Origin of the sequence: Flavivirga amylovorans (genome assembly GCF_030540875.1) — a bacterium.
GTDB classification, from domain to species: Bacteria; Bacteroidota; Bacteroidia; order Flavobacteriales; family Flavobacteriaceae; genus Flavivirga; species Flavivirga amylovorans.
Genome location: NZ_JAUOEM010000002.1, coordinates 235628 through 253465, shown reverse-complemented (window position 1 = coordinate 253465; position 17838 = coordinate 235628). Strand labels below are relative to the sequence as shown.

Below are 17838 nucleotides of genomic sequence, written 5' to 3'. Positions count from 1 at the left end.
TATGAGTGAACAACTGCTAACTGTTACTGAATACTGAAGACTCATTATTTATGGTACTTCTATCTCGTTTACAATTTTGTTAATGATGTCTACTGAAGTTACATTTTCGGCTTCAGCTTCATAAGTAATACCTATTCTATGTCTTAATACATCATAAACAACTGCACGAACATCTTCTGGGATTACATAGCCTCGACGTTTAATAAAAGCATAACATTTAGCTGCGGTTGCTAAATTAATACTTCCACGTGGCGATGCTCCAAAAGAAATAAGAGGTTTTAAATCTGCAAGTTTATATTTTTCTGGGTATCGCGTTGCAAATATAATATCTAGAATATACTTTTCAATTTTCTCATCCATGTACACTTCGCGAACCACTTCTTGAGCTTTTAGTATTTGGGATACTGTAACAACAGGATTTACCTTATCCCAAGCGCCTTTCAAATTAGCCCTCATAATCATTTGCTCTTCGTCAATTTTCGGATAATCAATAACCGTTTTTAGCATAAAACGGTCAACCTGAGCTTCTGGTAACGGATAAGTTCCTTCTTGCTCTACTGGATTTTGTGTTGCCATTACTAAAAATGGCTTATCTAATACAAAGGTTTCATCGCCAATAGTTACTTGCTTTTCCTGCATCGCTTCTAGTAAAGCCGATTGTACTTTAGCAGGTGCTCTGTTAATCTCATCGGCTAATACAAAATTAGCGAATATAGGTCCTTTCTTTATAGAAAAGTCATTAACCTTCATGTTATAAATCAATGTTCCCGTAACATCGGCGGGCAATAAATCGGGAGTAAACTGTATTCTGCTAAAGCTTCCGTCTACCGCTTGTGCCAGAGTATTTATTGCCAATGTTTTTGCTAATCCAGGAACACCTTCAAGTAAAATATGTCCCCGTCCTAACAATCCAATAAGCAATCGTTCAACCATATGTTTTTGGCCTACAATTACTTTATTCATTTCTAGCATCAGTAAATCAACAAAAGCACTTTCCTTTTCAATTTTCTCGTTAATTGTCTTAATATCAATTGTACCTGTTTCTTGCATCTTCTTTATTTTTTTAAAGCCCGAATATAATAAGCTTATTTGAGCAATGCAAATTGTTAAAATTTTTCTTTTAATCCTGTTAAGGATAGGTTAAAATATTTAATAATCTCAGTTAATAATTGGTTAAAACAAAAAGGGCAATTTCTTTCGAAACCGCCCTTAATATTTATACTTAATGGAATAAATATTTACACTTCTGGTAAAGTAATATCTCCTAAATCATTTATTTGATCTTCTTTTACTTCTTCATTATTTAACTCGACTTTCACAAGTCCCGATCCATCTGCAGGTGTTAATGTAATTTTGTAAACTCCGATTGGAATATTTTCAAGAAGAAACACACCTTCTTGATTTGTATTAACCTGAATATCAATACCGTTCACTACAATAGAAGCCGTCACCACAACATTTTTATTAAGTATTTCCCCTGTAATAGTCCCTTCTTTTAATGCTAATTCTATAGCAGGTTTAATAACAGTAATGTCACCATTAACTACTTCTACATCAGAAACAGTTGTTACCTTGTATTTAGAATTTGAATCTACAGGAGTTAGTACAACCTCATAGGTTCCAGTAGGAACTCCCCAGAGCGCAAAATCCCCGTTATAATTAGTGTACGCAGAAATAACTTCATCATCTTCAGTTTCAGATGTTCCTTTGGTGTCTACAACAGATGCTACAGCAGATTCATCAACAGGAAGTACAGATCCTTCTATAATCCCAGAACTCACTTCTGTCGTTACCCTCATTACTGGTTTTAAGTTAATATTCCCAGATTTTCCGGCAATTATAACCGATTTATCAACATCAAAATCTAAAACAAAATCATAAGTAAAGCCTTCTTCTATTAACGCATCTACTTTTAATTTTAAACCAGATTGTTGTGCACTTGGTGTTTTCAAATCATGCGCCACACCTTCATTAAAATCATTTTTAATAACAATCGTGTTATTTTCTCCTAATACTAATCTTATTTGCTTTAAAGTTCCAGGAGGAATAGGAAACTTATCCACTAAAATTTCATGAACACCGCCAGTAAGATCTAATAAGTTTATCACTTTTTGATTTGAATTAAGTGATATCCAATCATTATCCATTTTAATCAAAACATCTACAACTTCAACATTCACTTCTTCAAAATCTCCAGACTTATCTACCAATTTAATGGAAATAGTCGGAGCTAATAAGTTTGTATTATTTGATTCCGAACTATGGCATCCAAAAATGAATATTAATATCAAGGAAAAGAGTGATAACTTTAGTTTATTTAAAGTTCTCATATTATCATTCTAATTTTTAAGCTACTAGTTATTCCAATGAATTTAGATGTCATTAAAAAACATCTTTCCACTTGCAACAAACTTATAGTCTAGGGATTAATTATAATTTAAACTCAATAATACGATATTAAACCAGTTTTAAGTATTTTTATACGTGAATTGCTAAAAAAGGTATATAACCTGTAAAAAGCATAAAAAATTGTTTTTTAATTATAATTAAGGAAATGAAAAAAACAGCCCTAATTACCGGAGCAACAAGCGGTATCGGAGAAGCTACTGCTTATGAATTTGCAAAACACGGTATTCATTTAGTTTTATGTGGGAGGCGTTTAAATCGTCTAAACACCATCCAAAAAGCATTGGAACGGTTAACCAATGTGCATATTTTAAACTTCGATGTTCGTGACAAAACGAAAACACTTCAAGCTATTGAATCACTTCCTAATGCTTTTCAAAATATTGATATTTTAATAAATAATGCTGGTAATGCGCATGGTTTAGACCCTATAAACGAAGGAAGTATTGATGACTGGGATGCCATGATGGATATTAACGTAAAGGGATTACTTTACGTAAGCAAAGCTATTATTCCACAAATGACTGCCCGCCAATCTGGACATATTATTAACATTGGTTCTTCGGCAGGTAAAGAAGTTTATCCTAAAGGAAATGTGTATTGTGCTAGCAAGCATGCTGTTTTAGCAATTACGGAAGGTATGCGCATAGACTTAAATCCATTTGGAATAAAAGTAGGTGCCATAAGTCCTGGATTGGTAGAAACTGAGTTTTCTCAAGTTCGCTTTAAAGGGGATGAAGTTGCCGACTCGGTTTATAAAGGTTTTAAAGCATTACAAGCTAACGATATTGCAGAGATTATTTACTTTGCGATTTCTAGACCTCCTCATGTAAATATTGCAGATTTATTGGTGTTTCCTACTGCGCAAGCTAGTAGTACGATTGTGAAAAAGAACGTGTAATTATGAGTAAAAACATAACTTACTTATTAGGTGCGGGAGCAAGTATTGGAGCACTACCAATTGTAGATAAAATCCCTAATGCTCTAAACGATTTTGCAGAAGAATTCAATCCAAGTATTTTGACTTCTAGTTCACCCAATCATTCTATTGTATTTAGAGATAGTATTATTAATCGGTATCTCTCTAAACATCAAGCAAACGAAAATATTTCTCAAAATGTCAAAAAATTTTATAATGATATTATTTGGCTGAAAACTGGAGCTGAAAACCATACAAGTATAGATACTTTTGCTAAAAAACTTTACTTACAAAAAGATAATAAAAACCTAAAAAAGCTTAAAATCATATTGTCTTGTTTTTTCCTCTATTTACAAACCAAAAAATTTGATAAACGTTATGACAGCTTTTTTGCTTCAATTTTAGATGATTTATCAAAACTTCCTGAAAATTTAAAAATTCTTTCTTGGAATTATGATTCTCAATTAGAAATAGCTTTTAATCGTTTTGTCAATACAACAATAAATAACTCTAAACATATATTAAACCTGTTTTCTAAAGGTAGTAATATAATAAAAAACGAAACTGAATTTAGTGTTTTTAAAATCAATGGAACCACTGGATTTATAGATAAAAACAAAGAACTATTCGAGATTTTAAATGAATTTGATAGTATCGAATCTTCTCTTGTAGAAGTGTTTTTAGATATAAACAAACGTTCTTCTAAAAACGACTATAATCCAAACATGTCTTTTGCATGGGAAAATTTTAATATTGATTCCTATTTTAACAAAAGTTTAAAAGAATCCATTAGAGAAACTGAAATTTTAATTGTCATTGGTTATTCATTTCCGTTTTTCAACAGAAAAGTTGATAAGTTAATGCTAGATGCAATGCCTAAATTAACCAAGGTATATGTTCAAGATCCTTCTAATTCTGAGAACGTCATTGAAAAAATGAAAGGGCTAATTCAGTGGTATCAAAATCATAGAGTACAATTTGAATCGATCAAATACAAAGATCAATTTTTCATTCCAATAGAATTTTAAACTAAAACTCATAAGATTCCTGCCTTCGCAGGAATGACAGATATGATCAACAAACGCCTTCTCATAAAACATCTCTTAGCTCATAACGATGAGAACAGTTTTTATGATAAAAAGCGAAAAATAGATATTAGTCATAAAGAAGGAAAAGCTAAGTTTTTAAAGCATATTTGTGCGCTTTCTAACAGCAACCCAAAAAATAATTCCTACATAGTTATTGGCGTTGAAGATGAAGACAATAATATTATAGGTGTCGATTTTTTTGATGATAGCAAAATACAAAACCTCATCAATGCTTACTTGAGCAATCCTCCCATAGTACAATATGAAAACATTCCATTTCCACACCTCCCCGATGATAAAGTAGTTGGTTTAGTAACTATTAGACCTACGGGTAAAATGACATCGCTTCGAAAAAACATCTGGAAATACTACGGAGGCTCTGTTTTTTTTAGAGACGGCAGTATGAGTATGCCTAAAGTATTTGACATAGAAATAAAAGATGTTAATTCTAAAATTGTTGAGGCTATTGAGAATAACGCTCAAAACAATATAGAACATACTCTTAATGGTGTTTTTGATTTCATGAACACCCGTAAAGATTATAATGCGCAATATAAAGTATTTAAAGAGTACTTTGTAGTCTGTTGGGCTGGTCAAAAAAAGACCGTAAAGGATGAAGTTTTCTTTTCAAGAGTAGATATTGAATTAATTAACGAACAAGTGCGGTTATTCTTTTCTGCTTTGGATGAAGTCTCTATTTCATTTGATGATGAAAGCTTTAAAATTATTGAATATGTAGATCTGGGACTACAAAACACAAACAAGTACTATCAATTAGAAGAAACTACCATTCGTTTCGAAGATAATGCAAGCTATAATATTGAAACAACATTATTATTCGAACCTCCTCAATTTGACAAAAAAGCATTGCATCATATTTACAATGCCAATAATGCCATTTTAGAGAAACTAAAAAAGGGACTCACACTCACAAAAAGAGAAGAAATAGATTTAAAAAATCTACCCGGAACTTACCTTATCTGTTTTCTTAATTCATTTCAGGAAGCCATAAATAAACTTAATGAAGCTAAACCTTATTTAAAAGCTCATAGCATAGAGCTTTATAATCTTCACAAAGAATCATTACGAATTTTAAGAAAGGTTAAATACAGTTAATTAACATTTGTTAATAATCTTGACCTGCAAATTTTGAAATGCAAGAAAAAGCGTTATTTTTGCACCGCTATTAATCTTTTTAGAATAACCTTGTTTTACCCGATAAATTTGGAGTTGGAGCAAGGTTTTTTCTTTTATGCTATTTTTTTAAAGCATAAAAAGCAGTTTCAAATCAAAAATGATTTTCAATCCTACAGCTGAATCACTTTTACCAAAACATTAAATAAAATCTAGTTGTTTGAACGATTTATTTAAGATTTTTTCATCATCTACTTCTAACCATTTATTCAAAACTGTTGCATAAATAGTTCTAAAGTCTATTTCAAATTTTAAATCGCCATTATCATCTAAATCACTTAAACTAGCCATATTATTATAAAGACCTTGTTTCTTCAAATGCTCTCCAATAATAAATACATTATTAGCAGTACCATGATCTGTACCTATACTTGCATTTTGTTTAACACGACGTCCAAATTCCGAAAAGGTTAAAATCAAGGTATCTTTAAATGTTCCGTTATCTTTTAAATCTTGTACAAAAGTCCCCATACAATCAGCATAATTCTTTAATAATCGTTTTTGGGCATTTAATTGGTTTACATGCGTATCAAAACCATTTAGCGACCCATAAAACACTTTAGTATTTATGCCTGAATTGATAAATTGAGCTGTAGTTTTTAACTGTTTTCCAAAAGAGTTATTTGGGTATTCTTTACTAGTCGAAATTGTTTTAGAAGTTTCATAAATATATTTAGCAGAAGACTCTGCAGCAATCATAGACTTGTATAAATAACCTAAATTATGTTCACTTAAATGCGCATCATTTTGATGGTTATGGATATTTTTAAAATATGGATCTTTTGATAAGTTATAGAAAGATTTAGGGTTTTGCGTTGCTATAGCGTTTATAACTTCACCTTTCATAGCTAATGATAAGCTTTCATCAATTTCAATAGCACTGTGCGGATGTTTTCCGTAGTGATCTAAATATCGTCCTAACCATCCACTTTGCATATATTTATCTGAATCTGTGGCCGTTTGCCAAATATCCATAGATCTAAAATGCGACCTAACAGGGTTTGGATACCCTACATTATTAATGATGGACAGATAACCTTCATCATATAAACGCTTTAAAGGTGTTAGACTTGGGTGCAATCCAATATCTTCGTTAAGCTTTATAATACTTTTTTTTGGAATTGCCAAAGTAGGGCGTTCTTTATAGTACAAATCATTTCTAAACGGAATCACAGTATTTAAGCCATCGTTTCCTCCAGATAATTGTATAATTACCAATCTTTTATAACCTAAGTAGCTACTCGTTACTTCCTCAAAAGCCTTTACAAAACTTGGAACAAAAAATAAGCTACTCGCTAAAGATGATTTTTTTAAAAATTTTCTTCTGTCCATAATTAACACATTTGATATTCTGGTAATGACATCAGTTGCACACAATGCTCCTGTTTCGACACTTTACTTAGCGATTCTAAATATACGCTAGCAGTTTCACCCATAGTACATGCAAGCATGTAGTTTTCTAAATTACTGATATCTACATTTTTAAACTGATCATTAAAATAGCTCCAATTACTTTCTGTTTTAAAACGTTTTTCAAACTTCTTTTTAAACATCTGCTTTTTAGTTTCCGCAACGATATCAGACGTTCCTTTTTTAGCCTTAGAAATATAAGCGTTATTCAAAATTAGTGATGGTAATTTTAAACGCATAACTATGGTATTGCTATCAATCCAATTTCTGCCACCTTTCCAGCCTGCTACATTTGGTGGGTTTAGTAATATTTGACCTAATAATTTTTGAATGTATAATAGCTGTTTCGGGTTTTTAAAGTTTACAGGAACAATCTTTTTTATACCTACTAAAAATTCGATAGGAGATTTTATTTTCGTTCCTATATTTTTTTCATCATAAAACCAATCTGAAAGCATCATATAACGCATAATATTCTCTATGTTATAATCAGCATAAAACACATCTGCCATCTCATTAACGTGGTTTTCATCTATAATGTCATTAACAAAATAACGATACATTTTTCTACATATAAACTTTGCACATTGTTTGTTTTCTAGAATAATATTAACAATATCATCACCATTGAAATTTCCTGACCTACCAAAAAAGGTTTTGATACTTTCATCATGTTGGCGCTTTCTAAAAACAAATCCCCCTTGTAAATTGTGGCTATAACCTGTAAATGCTCTGGCACTTTCTTTTATATCATCTTCAGTATAATGTCCAACACCTAACGTGAATAGTTCCATAAGCTCACGTGCAAAATTCTCATTAGGTTTTTGTTTACGATTTTGCTTGGTATTTAAGTATTTCGTCATAGCCGCTTCTTTAGAAATGGCCATAACAAAATCTTTAAAGTTTCCTAAAGCATGAGTCCTCAAAGTATTATGAAATTGTTGACTATATACATAATTATTGTCTTCGCATACAAAATGATTCGCCCAAAACAGGGTCATTTTTTCTCGTAACAATTCTTTTGTACCTGCAAGCCTATCTACCCAAGCCACATTCAATTCTTTGGTTTTTTGTCGACTTATCGTTTGAACTTTTTTGATGTTTTCTCTAGTTTTTTCATAAGATCCACTTAGTAAATCATCAAGTTCGGAAGTATCAAGCTTTAAAGGTGTTATTGTTTTTGAAGCATTAATAAGGCCATTAACTACAGCCTTTTTATTTTTCTTAGAAAGCTTTTCAAGTTCTGTTGGTAAAATTCCAAAACCAATACGCCAATATAAATGTTGAACATGTTTAGTCTTCATATAAATTGAATTTGAAGGATTATGAGTGTTTTACAATTGCTTTGACTTGAATTAATTAAAAAGGTTTAATCCTTGATGTATCTACTTGTCTTCATTATGGATATTTCAAACAAGAAATAGATCTTAAAACCAAGATACAAAAAAGCCGTTTCAAATTGAAACGGCTTTTAATCATTTTATATTTTATTTTCGATTTATAAATCAAATTTAATTCCCTGGGCTAAAGGCAACTCTGTTGTATAATTTATAGTATTGGTTTGACGTCTCATATAAATTTTCCAAGCATCAGAACCAGATTCGCGGCCACCCCCAGTTTCTTTTTCTCCTCCAAAAGCACCACCGATTTCGGCGCCAGAAGTTCCTATGTTTACATTAGCTATACCACAATCTGAGCCATTTACAGATAAGAATCGCTCTGCTTCTCTTAAATTATTGGTCATAATAGCAGAACTTAACCCTTGAGCTACTTCATTTTGAATATCTATAGCATTTTCAACACCTCCTGAATATTTAAGTAAATATAAAACAGGAGCAAAAGTTTCATGTTGTACAATTTCAAAATTAGGTTTTGCTTCAGCAATGGCTGGTTTTACATAACAACCACTTTCATAACCTTCACCAGAAAGCACGCCACCTTCAACAACAATATTCCCACCTTCTTCAATAACTTTGGTTAATGCACTTTCATACATTTTAACAGCATCCGTATCAATTAAAGGGCCTACATGATTGTTTTCATCCAATGGGTTTCCAATACGTAATTGCTTATAAGCATCTACAACCGCATTCTTAACTTGATCATATATACTATCATGAATAATTAAACGACGTGTTGAAGTACAACGTTGTCCTGCAGTTCCTACTGCTCCAAAAACAGCTCCTATAACCGTCATTTTAATATCCGCATCTGGTGTTACAATAATCGCATTGTTACCACCAAGTTCTAATAAACTTTTACCTAAACGTGCAGCCACTTCTTGCGCTACAATTTTACCCATTCTAGTAGAGCCCGTTGCAGAAACTAATGGAACACGAGTATCCTTCGTCATGAACTCTCCTACTTTATAATCACCATTAATTAAATTACAAATTCCTTCTGGCAGATTATTTTCTTTGAAAACCTCGGCTGCAATATTCTGGCAAGCTACACCACAGATAGGCGTTTTCTCAGAAGGTTTCCAAACACATACGTCTCCACAAATCCAAGCCAAGGCCGTATTCCATGCCCAAACTGCCACTGGAAAATTGAATGCAGAAATAATTCCAACCACACCTAATGGATGGTACTGCTCATACATTCTGTGCCCAGGACGTTCCGAATGCATTGTTAAACCATGAAGCTGACGAGATAATCCAACTGCAAAATCACAGATATCAATCATTTCTTGGACTTCTCCCAATCCTTCCTGATAAGATTTACCCATTTCATAGGAAACTAATTTCCCTAAAGCTTCTTTCTTTTCTCTTAGTTTTTCACCAAACTGACGTACAATCTCTCCACGTTGTGGTGCTGGCATCGTTCTCCAAGTTTTAAAAGCACTTGTTGCACTTTCCATCACCTTCTCATAATCTTCTTTAGTAGTCGTTTTTACTTTCCCAATCAACTGACCATCGACTGGAGAAAAAGACTCTATAATATTACCACTAGAAAAACTATTTGAACCCGTTGAAGTCCCTTCGTTAACACCTTCTACACCTAATACTTTAAGTGCTTTATCTATACCAAAATCAGTTGCTATTGCTTGCATTAATTATTGAATTATTATTTATTGTGTTATTATTTGCGAATATAGCAATAAAAAGTATTTTAAATGCAAAATAAACAATGGTAAAAGCACTGCCTGTATTGTATTTATCTATTACTATGCACTATGAAGAAATCACAAAATTTTAAAATCACTTTTTTAGAAAAAGTTGCGTGTAATAATACTGCCCTTTCGCATTTTTGATAGCACTAATACCAATATGTGTATAATTACCTTCTATATTCTCTCTGTGCCCTTTACTTTCTAACCAGGCAGTCATAACATCATGTGCAGATTTTTGTTTGGCTGCTACATTTTCTCCAACACCTTTCGCATTTTCCTCGTCAAACAATCTATCTGCTCGATGATCAAAGTTTTCATGACTAATGTCTCCTTGAATAATCATGAATGTATTATGCTCTTCGGCTAAATCTTCCGCTAACGTATTAGTTTCTAAAATTTGTTTTCCTATACTAAGTCTATGTTTATTAACTAATTGTAGTATTTCATTAACTATATTAATACTCATTTCCTTTTCAATATCGGCAGCCGAATCGTCTTTAGAACATCCTATATTACAAGTTAAAATGGTTAAAAATGCTATTGCAAGTCCAGTTTTTAATAAAAAGTTTTTCATGAATTATTTGATTTGGGATATTCAAATATACGTTCTTTTTCTCTTTATGGTTTATTTGCTACTATACCCATATATGGGTATTAACATATTACAACATAATTATTAAAAGTAGATTTCACGGAATTCAGGGGTGTAAAAATAAAACGATGTGTTTAGTTTTGTGTGTGTGAAAACCAAAATATGAGAATTAAATGATGATATTATAGAAAATCATATAAAAGGTTTAGGATAAAGTTCTCAATAAAACCACTAACTTTATTCCGCTTAATCATTACTACTCACCATGAAAAAACTTACTTTTTTAATTGCTGTTTTACTGATATTTACCTCCTGTAAAAATGAATCGAAATCACACACAGAAACACACCACCAAAATAAAGTTAAACGAGAGTTCTCGATAATAATTCACGGAGGTGCCGGCACTATTTTAAGAAAAAATATGTCTCCAGAAAAAGAAGTTGCTTATAAAGCAACCTTAGAGGAAGCCATAAAAATTGGGTACAACATCTTAAAAAATGGTGGGTCTAGTTTGGACGCTGTACAAAAAACAATTAATGTTATGGAAAATTCGCCTTTATTTAATGCTGGAAAAGGAGCTGTTTTCACTAATGCAGGCACCAACGAACATGATGCTTCTATCATGGACGGAAAAACATTAAATGCCGGAGCGTCTACAGGAACAACTATTGTTAAAAACCCTATAGATTTAGCAAGAACTATCATGGATCATTCACCTCATGTTATGCTATCTGGAAATGGTGCCAATACTTTTGCTAAAGAGCAAGGTCTACAACTTGTTCCTCCTGATTATTTTTATACTGAAAGACGACACAAGTCCCTTGAAAAAATAAAAGAATCGGAAAAAATTGAATTAGATCATGATGAAAAAACGGCCTGCTTTTACGATGATGATATTAAAAACTCTAAATTTGGAACTGTAGGCTGTGTCGCACTCGATAAAAATGGAAACTTGGCTGCAGGCACATCGACTGGAGGCATGACAAATAAACGCTGGGGACGTATTGGAGATTCGCCTATTATTGGAGCAGGTACTTATGCAAACAACAATACCTGCGCGGTATCCGGCACTGGTTGGGGAGAGTATTTTATTCGTGCTATGGTAGCGCACGATATTTCTGCCCTTATGGCGTATAAAAATTTATCTTTGCAAGAAGCCTCCAAAGAGGTTATCCAAAACAAGCTATCAAATTTAGGAGGTACAGGAGGCATTATTGCTGTTGATAAAAACGGTAATATGGTTACAGAGTTTAATACAACTGGCATGTATCGAGCAACAATGAATGACAAAGGCGAATTATCAATTGGTATTTATAACGATTAAGCTTTTAAGAATAATTTAACAACAACTCAAAATCTAAAGAACAAAATTTGAACGTAACTAGTTTAACAAGAAACAGCCTACACTTTCTTTTTTCAAGCTATTTTTATTTTTTCATTTAAAACCATCACTTATGCTATTAAAAAAATCATTTGCTCTCATACTCCTTATTGTGTTAGCTATATCCTGTAAAGAAAAAGTTGTTGAAACTGATAACCTTTTTAAATTCAAAGATTATATAAGTTTCACTTCTTCTGGGTTAACATCAGTGATGAGCCCCATTGAAATAAGTCTAACTGAAGATGTTGAAGGTTGGGAAATGGGCCAAGAGATTACAGATCCTATTATTTCTATAAAACCACATGTGCAAGGTAAATTGATGGTAGCCAACAAGCATGCTTTATTATTTACTCCAGACAAACCACTTCAACCAGATACCGAATACGCAGTCACAATTAAACTTAACGATATTTATAAGGATATCCCTAAAGACTTTAAAGCATACACGTTTCAATTTAAAACCATTACACCAAGCTTTAGTATTGTTACTAATAATCTTCAATCTTATAGTAAAAATTGGCAGTACTTAGAAGGTGTTATTAAATCGGCTGATGTTATTAGTCTAGACCATGCGAAACAATTAGTAAAAGCTTCCCAAAACGGAAGTAACTTAAACATTGTATTTAACGAAACAAATGAAAAAAGTAAGGTTTTCGATTTTAAAATAGATAGTATAAATCGTTTAACAGATGATAGTGATATTACCGTTTCCTGGAATGGAAAATCTATTAAGGCTGGTAATAAAGGGGAAAACAAAATAATTATTCCGGGAGTAAACAACTTCACCATTACTAAAACGGATGTTATTCAATCACCTGAGCAACATTTATTGATCAACTTTTCAGACCCGTTAAAAAAACAACAAAACTTTGATGGTTTAGTATCAATTCAAAATGCAAAAAACCCAAAATATGTGGTTGATGGTAATGTACTAAAAGTATATCCAGGCACTAAATTGGTGGGCAATATTCAGGTAGATATTTTCCAAGGCATTAAAAACACAGATGGCGTAAAACTTAAAAACCCTTTTTCTGAAATTATTGCTTTTGAAGAATTAAAACCGCAAGTACGTTTAATTAGCAATGGTAGTATTTTACCAAATTCGGAGCAACTAAAATTTAATTTTGAAGCCGTTAATTTAAGTGCTGTTGATGTTAGAGTTATTAAAATTTTTGAAGATAATATTCTTCAATTTTTACAAGACAATAACATGAATAGTAATAATAGTCATGAAATTAGAAAAGTAGGGCGTCGTATTGCAAAAAAGACCATTCCGTTAGTATCGGAAGCAGAAAATACAGGGAAATGGAAAGCTTACAGTATTGATCTTTCAAAATTTTTCAAAGCAGATCCAGGTGCTATTTACCGTGTAGAAGTTAGTTTTAACAAAAGCTATTCACTCTATGATTGCGATGCTGTTGCTAATGTGAATAATGTTGAAAACGGAGATGATTATTACGAAGATGAATACTATGAAGAAGATTATGGCGAAGAAACTATTGACGATGAGGAATTAAAAGAAGAAGCCTACTGGAATAACCTAAATTACAGATACCGAAACTATTCGTACAACTGGAGGGAGCGAGAAAACCCTTGTCATAGTGCCTATTATAACGAAAACCGTATTACATCTCAAAATCTTATCGCTTCAAATCTAGGCGTGATTGCGAAACGAGGCACCAACAATTCATATTACTTTGCGGTTACAAATATTTTAAATACCAATCCAGAAGCAAACGCAACCGTATCACTTTATAACTTCCAGCAACAAAAACTAGAAGAAAAAACTACAGATAAAGAAGGTTTAACCATTATTGATGCTGAAAAACATGCAGCTTTTGCGATTGTTTCAAAAGGAAATAATGTTAGTTACATAAAACTTCACGATGGCAATTCTTTATCGCTAAGTAAGTTTGATGTTTCTGGAAACAGATTACAACGAGGACTTAAAGGTTATATTTACGGTGAGCGTGGAGTTTGGCGACCTGGTGATACGCTGCACTTAACATTCATGTTAAATGACAAAGCGAATAATCTTCCTAAACAGCACCCTGTAAAACTTGAAGTTACTGATCCTAATGGAAAATTAGTCTTTAAAGAAGTCACCACAGATAACATTAATAATTTTTTCAAATTTACAGTGCCTACGTCTTCAGAAGATAAAACAGGACATTACAATGCCAAGGTCTCTGTTGGAGGCGCTACGTTTCATAAAGGCTTAAAAATTGAAACTGTTAAACCTAACCGATTAAAAATTAAAGTTGATTTTGAAAATGATGTGCTTACCAGTACAGCACCTTTAAAAGGAAATCTAGATATAAAGTGGCTTCATGGTGCTCCCGGAAAAAACCTAAAGGCTGAAATAAAAGCAAAATTTAGTAGCTCGCATGCTGGCTTTAAAAAATATAAAGGCTATACGTTTAATGATCCTACTCGTCAATTTAATACTGAAGAGATTAATGTTTTTGAAGGGAAAGTAAATGAAGAAGGACGAGCTAAAATTACTAATAAAATAGCTGTTGGTAAAAATGCCCCAGGCATGTTAAACGTTCAATTTTTAGTACGTGCTTTCGAAAATGGTGGTGATTTCTCATTAGATGCTTTTACAAAACAATATGCGCCTTACGAGTCTTTTGTTGGGTTACGTTCTCCAAAAGGCAATGCTTACGGTTCTTATTTTACAGACGAAAATCAAAGCTTTGACTTAGTCGTAGTCGACGCCAAAGGAAATCCAATACAACGAAATAACCTAGAAGTAAAGGTTTATAAAATTGAATGGCGTTGGTGGTGGAACTCCTCTTACGACAATTTATCAAGCTATGTATCCAGTAGCTATCACAGACCGTATTTAAACTCTAAAATAAGCACCAACGCTAACGGGAAAGCAACATTAAACATCAATATTCCAGATGACGAACGTGGTCGTTATCTTATAAGAATTAAAGATCCTGTTAGTGGTCATGCTACAGGAAGAACAGCCTATTTTTATAAAAATTGGTGGCAAAATTCATCTTCAAGTAATAAAGATGCTGCAAAAATGCTTGTTTTTTCGGCAGATAAAGAGAAGTACAATGTTGGAGAAACGGCTAAGGTAACATTTCAATCGGGTAGCGAAGGACGTGCATTAGTAAGCATTGAAAATGGTACAGAAGTGCTAGAACATAAATGGGTAAAAACAAAACCAGGTGAAACCATAGTTAATATCCCTGTAACGTCTGAAATGGCTCCTAATGTGTTTATCAATATTTCATTATTACAACCACATGCTATTTCGGCTAACGATTTACCAATTCGACTATTTGGAGTCATCCCTATGTTAGTTGAAGACCCAAAAACTAAATTAGAGCCTGAATTAAAAATGCCCGACAAATTGCGTCCAGAGCAAGAATTTGAGATCACTGTTTCAGAAAAAAACAATAAAGCCATGACTTATACCATTGCCATGGTTGAAGAAGGTCTATTGGATTTAACACGTTTTAAAACACCAAACGCTTGGAACTCTTTTTATGCTCGCGAAGCATTGGGAGTAAAAACATGGGATATTTTTGATGATGTTATCGGCGCTTATTCTGGCAGTATCGATCAAGTATTTGCAATAGGTGGTGATGGAAGTGCTGCTGGTGGAAAGAACAAAAAAGCAAACCGCTTTAAACCTGTAGTTACTTATTTAGGACCTTTTACTTTAAATGCTGGTGATCGTAAAACGCATAAAATAAAAATGCCTAATTACATCGGATCCGTAAGAACTATGGTGGTAGCCGGAAACAATACAAACGAAGCTTATGGAAGTACAGACAAAACGGTTACAGTAAAAAAACCTTTAATGGTATTAGCATCGCTTCCGCGAAAATTAAGCCCAGGTGAAAAAGTTATGCTTCCAGTTACTGTTTTCGCAATGGAATCCAAAGTAAAAAACGTAAACATTAGCTTGAGACTCAGTAATGGAATTTCTGTTGTTGGCCACAAATCAAAAACGCTCACTTTTGCGAATCCAGATGAAAAAATGGTCTATTTTGAACTGGATGTTAGCAAAGCAAAAGGGGTTAACACTGTAGAAGTGATCGCCTCTGGGAATGGTGAAAAATCGACTTTTAAAGTTGAGTTAGATGTGATAAATCCAAATCCAATTACATCAAAACCAATAGATCAAACTTTAGAAGCAAATGCATCAGAATCTATAGCATTCTCAACATTTGGAGTTTATGGAACTAATTCAGCAACCCTGGAATTCTCTACGATGCCTCCAATGGATTTCTCACGTAGGCTACAGTACCTAATTCAATACCCACATGGATGCGTAGAGCAAACGACATCGAGCGTATTTCCGCAGTTATTTTTAAATGATATTTTCGATTTAACACATGATAAAAAGCAAAAAATCAAGAGTAATATTGAAAACGGCATCAAACGTTTGGGTCATTTTCAAAAACCAAACGGCGGTTTAAGCTATTGGATGGGAGAAAACGATACGAATGATTGGGGAACCAGTTATGCAGGCCATTTTATGCTTGAAGCTGAAAAGAAAGGTTTTGTTTTACCGCTTACCTTTAAAAGTAATTGGGTTAAATACCAACAACAAATAGCAAGAGAGTGGAGACCGAGTTATAGGTCTTATAATTCAGACTTAGCACAAGCTTATAGGTTGTATACTCTAGCGTTAGCAGGACAAGCAGATTTAGCTGCAATGAATAGATTACGTGAGTTTAGCGAAATATCAAACGAAGCCAAATGGCGACTGGCAGCAGCATATGCATTGGCAGGTCAAAAAGAGGCCAGCGAATCTATTTCTAAATCAGCAAATATCAACTTTAAGCCTGTTCGTTACAACTATTATACTTACGGCTCTGTTGATAGAAATCGTGCCATGGCTTTAGAAACGATGGTGCTTACTAAAAACTCAAAAAGACGAGAACTGTCCCAGTATATTGCCAAAGATTTATCGAGTAATCGTTGGATGAGTACCCAAACAACAGCCTACAGTTTATTAGCTATTGCAAAAATGGTAACTGCTAATGGCGGTAAAGCACTTCATGTAAACTACACTATAAACGGAAAAGCAGAAACCATAAACACTAAAAGTGCCATTGCACAACGCGAATTAAACATTGTTGATGGAGAAAACACATTATCCTTTACTAATAATAAAGACAATATTGTTTATGTACGTGTTTTAAACTCCGGAAAATTACCGCTTGGCCAGGAATTAACAGAACAACGCGGATTAAGTGTTTCAATACAATATAAAGACTTGAGAGGACATACAATTAATATCTCAGAACTACAACAAGGTCAGGATTTTGTAGCAACTGTAAAAGTTAGCAATCTTAAAAATGAAGCTATAAATGATGTGGCATTAACACAAATATTTCCATCAGGTTGGGACATTGTAAATACCCGTTTTACAGATTTTGGAAGCACGGCAACCAGTCAAGCCAGGTTTACAGATATTAGAGACGATCGCGTTAATTTCTATTTCGATTTACAACGAAAAGGAAGACAGAGTACCAAAATATTTAATGTTATGCTAAACGCATCGTATTTAGGCACTTATTATTTACCAGGTGTTCAAGCAGAAGCCATGTATGATAATGAGTATTTGGTAAGAACTAAAGGAAAATGGATTACTGTTAAGAAGTAATTACTTTAAACCCTTAAAACACCTTCCCTTGGAAATAAGGGAAGGTGGATTTGATTTCTTTTAGGAATCAAAAACGGAAGATTTAATTGGGCTTTATT

11 protein-coding genes are annotated in these 17838 nt (G+C 33.1%); 5 read left to right on the top strand and 6 right to left on the bottom strand.

All coding sequences use genetic code 11. From position 1 onward, the window contains the following. Nucleotides 1-48: 48 nt before the first annotated feature. Both Q4Q39_RS06280 and Q4Q39_RS06275 read right to left on the bottom strand, forming a co-directional pair. Complete coding sequence (locus Q4Q39_RS06280; protein ID WP_303281557.1) at nucleotides 49-1050, bottom strand: AAA family ATPase; 1002 nt, start codon at nucleotides 1048-1050, stop codon at nucleotides 49-51. 188 nt (nucleotides 1051-1238) lie between these two features. Beyond that, a complete protein-coding gene (locus Q4Q39_RS06275; protein WP_303281556.1) occupies nucleotides 1239-2330 on the bottom strand; it encodes a DUF4382 domain-containing protein in 1092 nt (363 codons plus the stop codon). A gap of 224 nt (nucleotides 2331-2554) precedes the next feature. Between Q4Q39_RS06275 and Q4Q39_RS06270 the strand changes: the two genes are divergently transcribed. From Q4Q39_RS06270 to Q4Q39_RS06260, 3 genes are read left to right on the top strand one after another with little or no spacing between them, the layout of a single operon-like run. Beyond that, nucleotides 2555-3307: an SDR family NAD(P)-dependent oxidoreductase gene (locus tag Q4Q39_RS06270; RefSeq protein WP_303281555.1), complete on the top strand. Its 753-nt coding sequence runs from the start codon at nucleotides 2555-2557 to the stop codon at nucleotides 3305-3307. A gap of 2 nt (nucleotides 3308-3309) precedes the next feature. Further along, nucleotides 3310-4353, top strand: coding sequence for a hypothetical protein (locus Q4Q39_RS06265; protein WP_303281554.1), 1044 nt, complete (start codon nucleotides 3310-3312; stop codon nucleotides 4351-4353). Between the two features lie 42 nt (nucleotides 4354-4395). Further along, nucleotides 4396-5529 carry an ATP-binding protein gene (locus tag Q4Q39_RS06260; RefSeq protein ID WP_303282031.1) on the top strand — a complete coding sequence of 378 codons (1134 nt, stop codon included), beginning with the start codon at nucleotides 4396-4398 and terminating at the stop codon, nucleotides 5527-5529. 219 nt (nucleotides 5530-5748) lie between these two features. Here Q4Q39_RS06260 and Q4Q39_RS06255 read toward each other — a convergent pair whose 3' ends face one another. From Q4Q39_RS06255 to Q4Q39_RS06240, 4 genes are all read right to left on the bottom strand, one after another. Then, a complete protein-coding gene (locus tag Q4Q39_RS06255; protein ID WP_303281553.1) occupies nucleotides 5749-6939 on the bottom strand; it encodes a DUF1501 domain-containing protein in 1191 nt (396 codons plus the stop codon). 2 nt (nucleotides 6940-6941) lie between these two features. Then, complete coding sequence (locus Q4Q39_RS06250) at nucleotides 6942-8321, bottom strand: DUF1800 domain-containing protein (RefSeq protein WP_303281552.1); 1380 nt, start codon at nucleotides 8319-8321, stop codon at nucleotides 6942-6944. A 194-nt stretch (nucleotides 8322-8515) separates the two neighbouring features. Further along, a complete protein-coding gene (gene amaB, locus Q4Q39_RS06245) occupies nucleotides 8516-10069 on the bottom strand; it encodes an L-piperidine-6-carboxylate dehydrogenase (protein WP_303281551.1) in 1554 nt (517 codons plus the stop codon). Nucleotides 10070-10217: 148 nt separating this feature from the next. After that, nucleotides 10218-10703, bottom strand: a complete 486-nt coding sequence (locus tag Q4Q39_RS06240; protein WP_303281550.1) for a CAP domain-containing protein — start codon at nucleotides 10701-10703, stop codon at nucleotides 10218-10220. Nucleotides 10704-10986: 283 nt separating this feature from the next. Here Q4Q39_RS06240 and Q4Q39_RS06235 point away from each other — a divergent pair, with 283 nt between their 5' ends. Together Q4Q39_RS06235 and Q4Q39_RS06230 are read left to right on the top strand one after the other, a co-directional pair. Further along, nucleotides 10987-12045, top strand: coding sequence for an isoaspartyl peptidase/L-asparaginase family protein (locus Q4Q39_RS06235; RefSeq protein ID WP_303281549.1), 1059 nt, complete (start codon nucleotides 10987-10989; stop codon nucleotides 12043-12045). A gap of 130 nt (nucleotides 12046-12175) precedes the next feature. Beyond that, nucleotides 12176-17740 carry an alpha-2-macroglobulin family protein gene (locus Q4Q39_RS06230; RefSeq protein ID WP_303281547.1) on the top strand — a complete coding sequence of 1855 codons (5565 nt, stop codon included), beginning with the start codon at nucleotides 12176-12178 and terminating at the stop codon, nucleotides 17738-17740. The last annotated feature ends 98 nt before the right edge of the window (nucleotides 17741-17838 follow it).

Excerpts from the sequence above, each read along its gene's own strand:
- Q4Q39_RS06280 (WP_303281557.1), bottom strand. The coding sequence starts at position 1,050 with ATGCAAGAAACAGGTACAATTGATATTAAGACAATTAACGAGAAAATT.
- Q4Q39_RS06275 (WP_303281556.1), bottom strand. The coding sequence starts at position 2,330 with ATGAGAACTTTAAATAAACTAAAGTTATCACTCTTTTCCTTGATATTA.
- Q4Q39_RS06270 (WP_303281555.1), top strand. The coding sequence starts at position 2,555 with ATGAAAAAAACAGCCCTAATTACCGGAGCAACAAGCGGTATCGGAGAA.
- Q4Q39_RS06265 (WP_303281554.1), top strand. The coding sequence starts at position 3,310 with ATGAGTAAAAACATAACTTACTTATTAGGTGCGGGAGCAAGTATTGGA.
- Q4Q39_RS06260 (WP_303282031.1), top strand. The coding sequence starts at position 4,396 with ATGATCAACAAACGCCTTCTCATAAAACATCTCTTAGCTCATAACGAT.
- Q4Q39_RS06255 (WP_303281553.1), bottom strand. The coding sequence starts at position 6,939 with ATGGACAGAAGAAAATTTTTAAAAAAATCATCTTTAGCGAGTAGCTTA.
- Q4Q39_RS06250 (WP_303281552.1), bottom strand. The coding sequence starts at position 8,321 with ATGAAGACTAAACATGTTCAACATTTATATTGGCGTATTGGTTTTGGA.
- amaB (WP_303281551.1), bottom strand. The coding sequence starts at position 10,069 with ATGCAAGCAATAGCAACTGATTTTGGTATAGATAAAGCACTTAAAGTA.
- Q4Q39_RS06240 (WP_303281550.1), bottom strand. The coding sequence starts at position 10,703 with ATGAAAAACTTTTTATTAAAAACTGGACTTGCAATAGCATTTTTAACC.
- Q4Q39_RS06235 (WP_303281549.1), top strand. The coding sequence starts at position 10,987 with ATGAAAAAACTTACTTTTTTAATTGCTGTTTTACTGATATTTACCTCC.
- Q4Q39_RS06230 (WP_303281547.1), top strand. The coding sequence starts at position 12,176 with ATGCTATTAAAAAAATCATTTGCTCTCATACTCCTTATTGTGTTAGCT.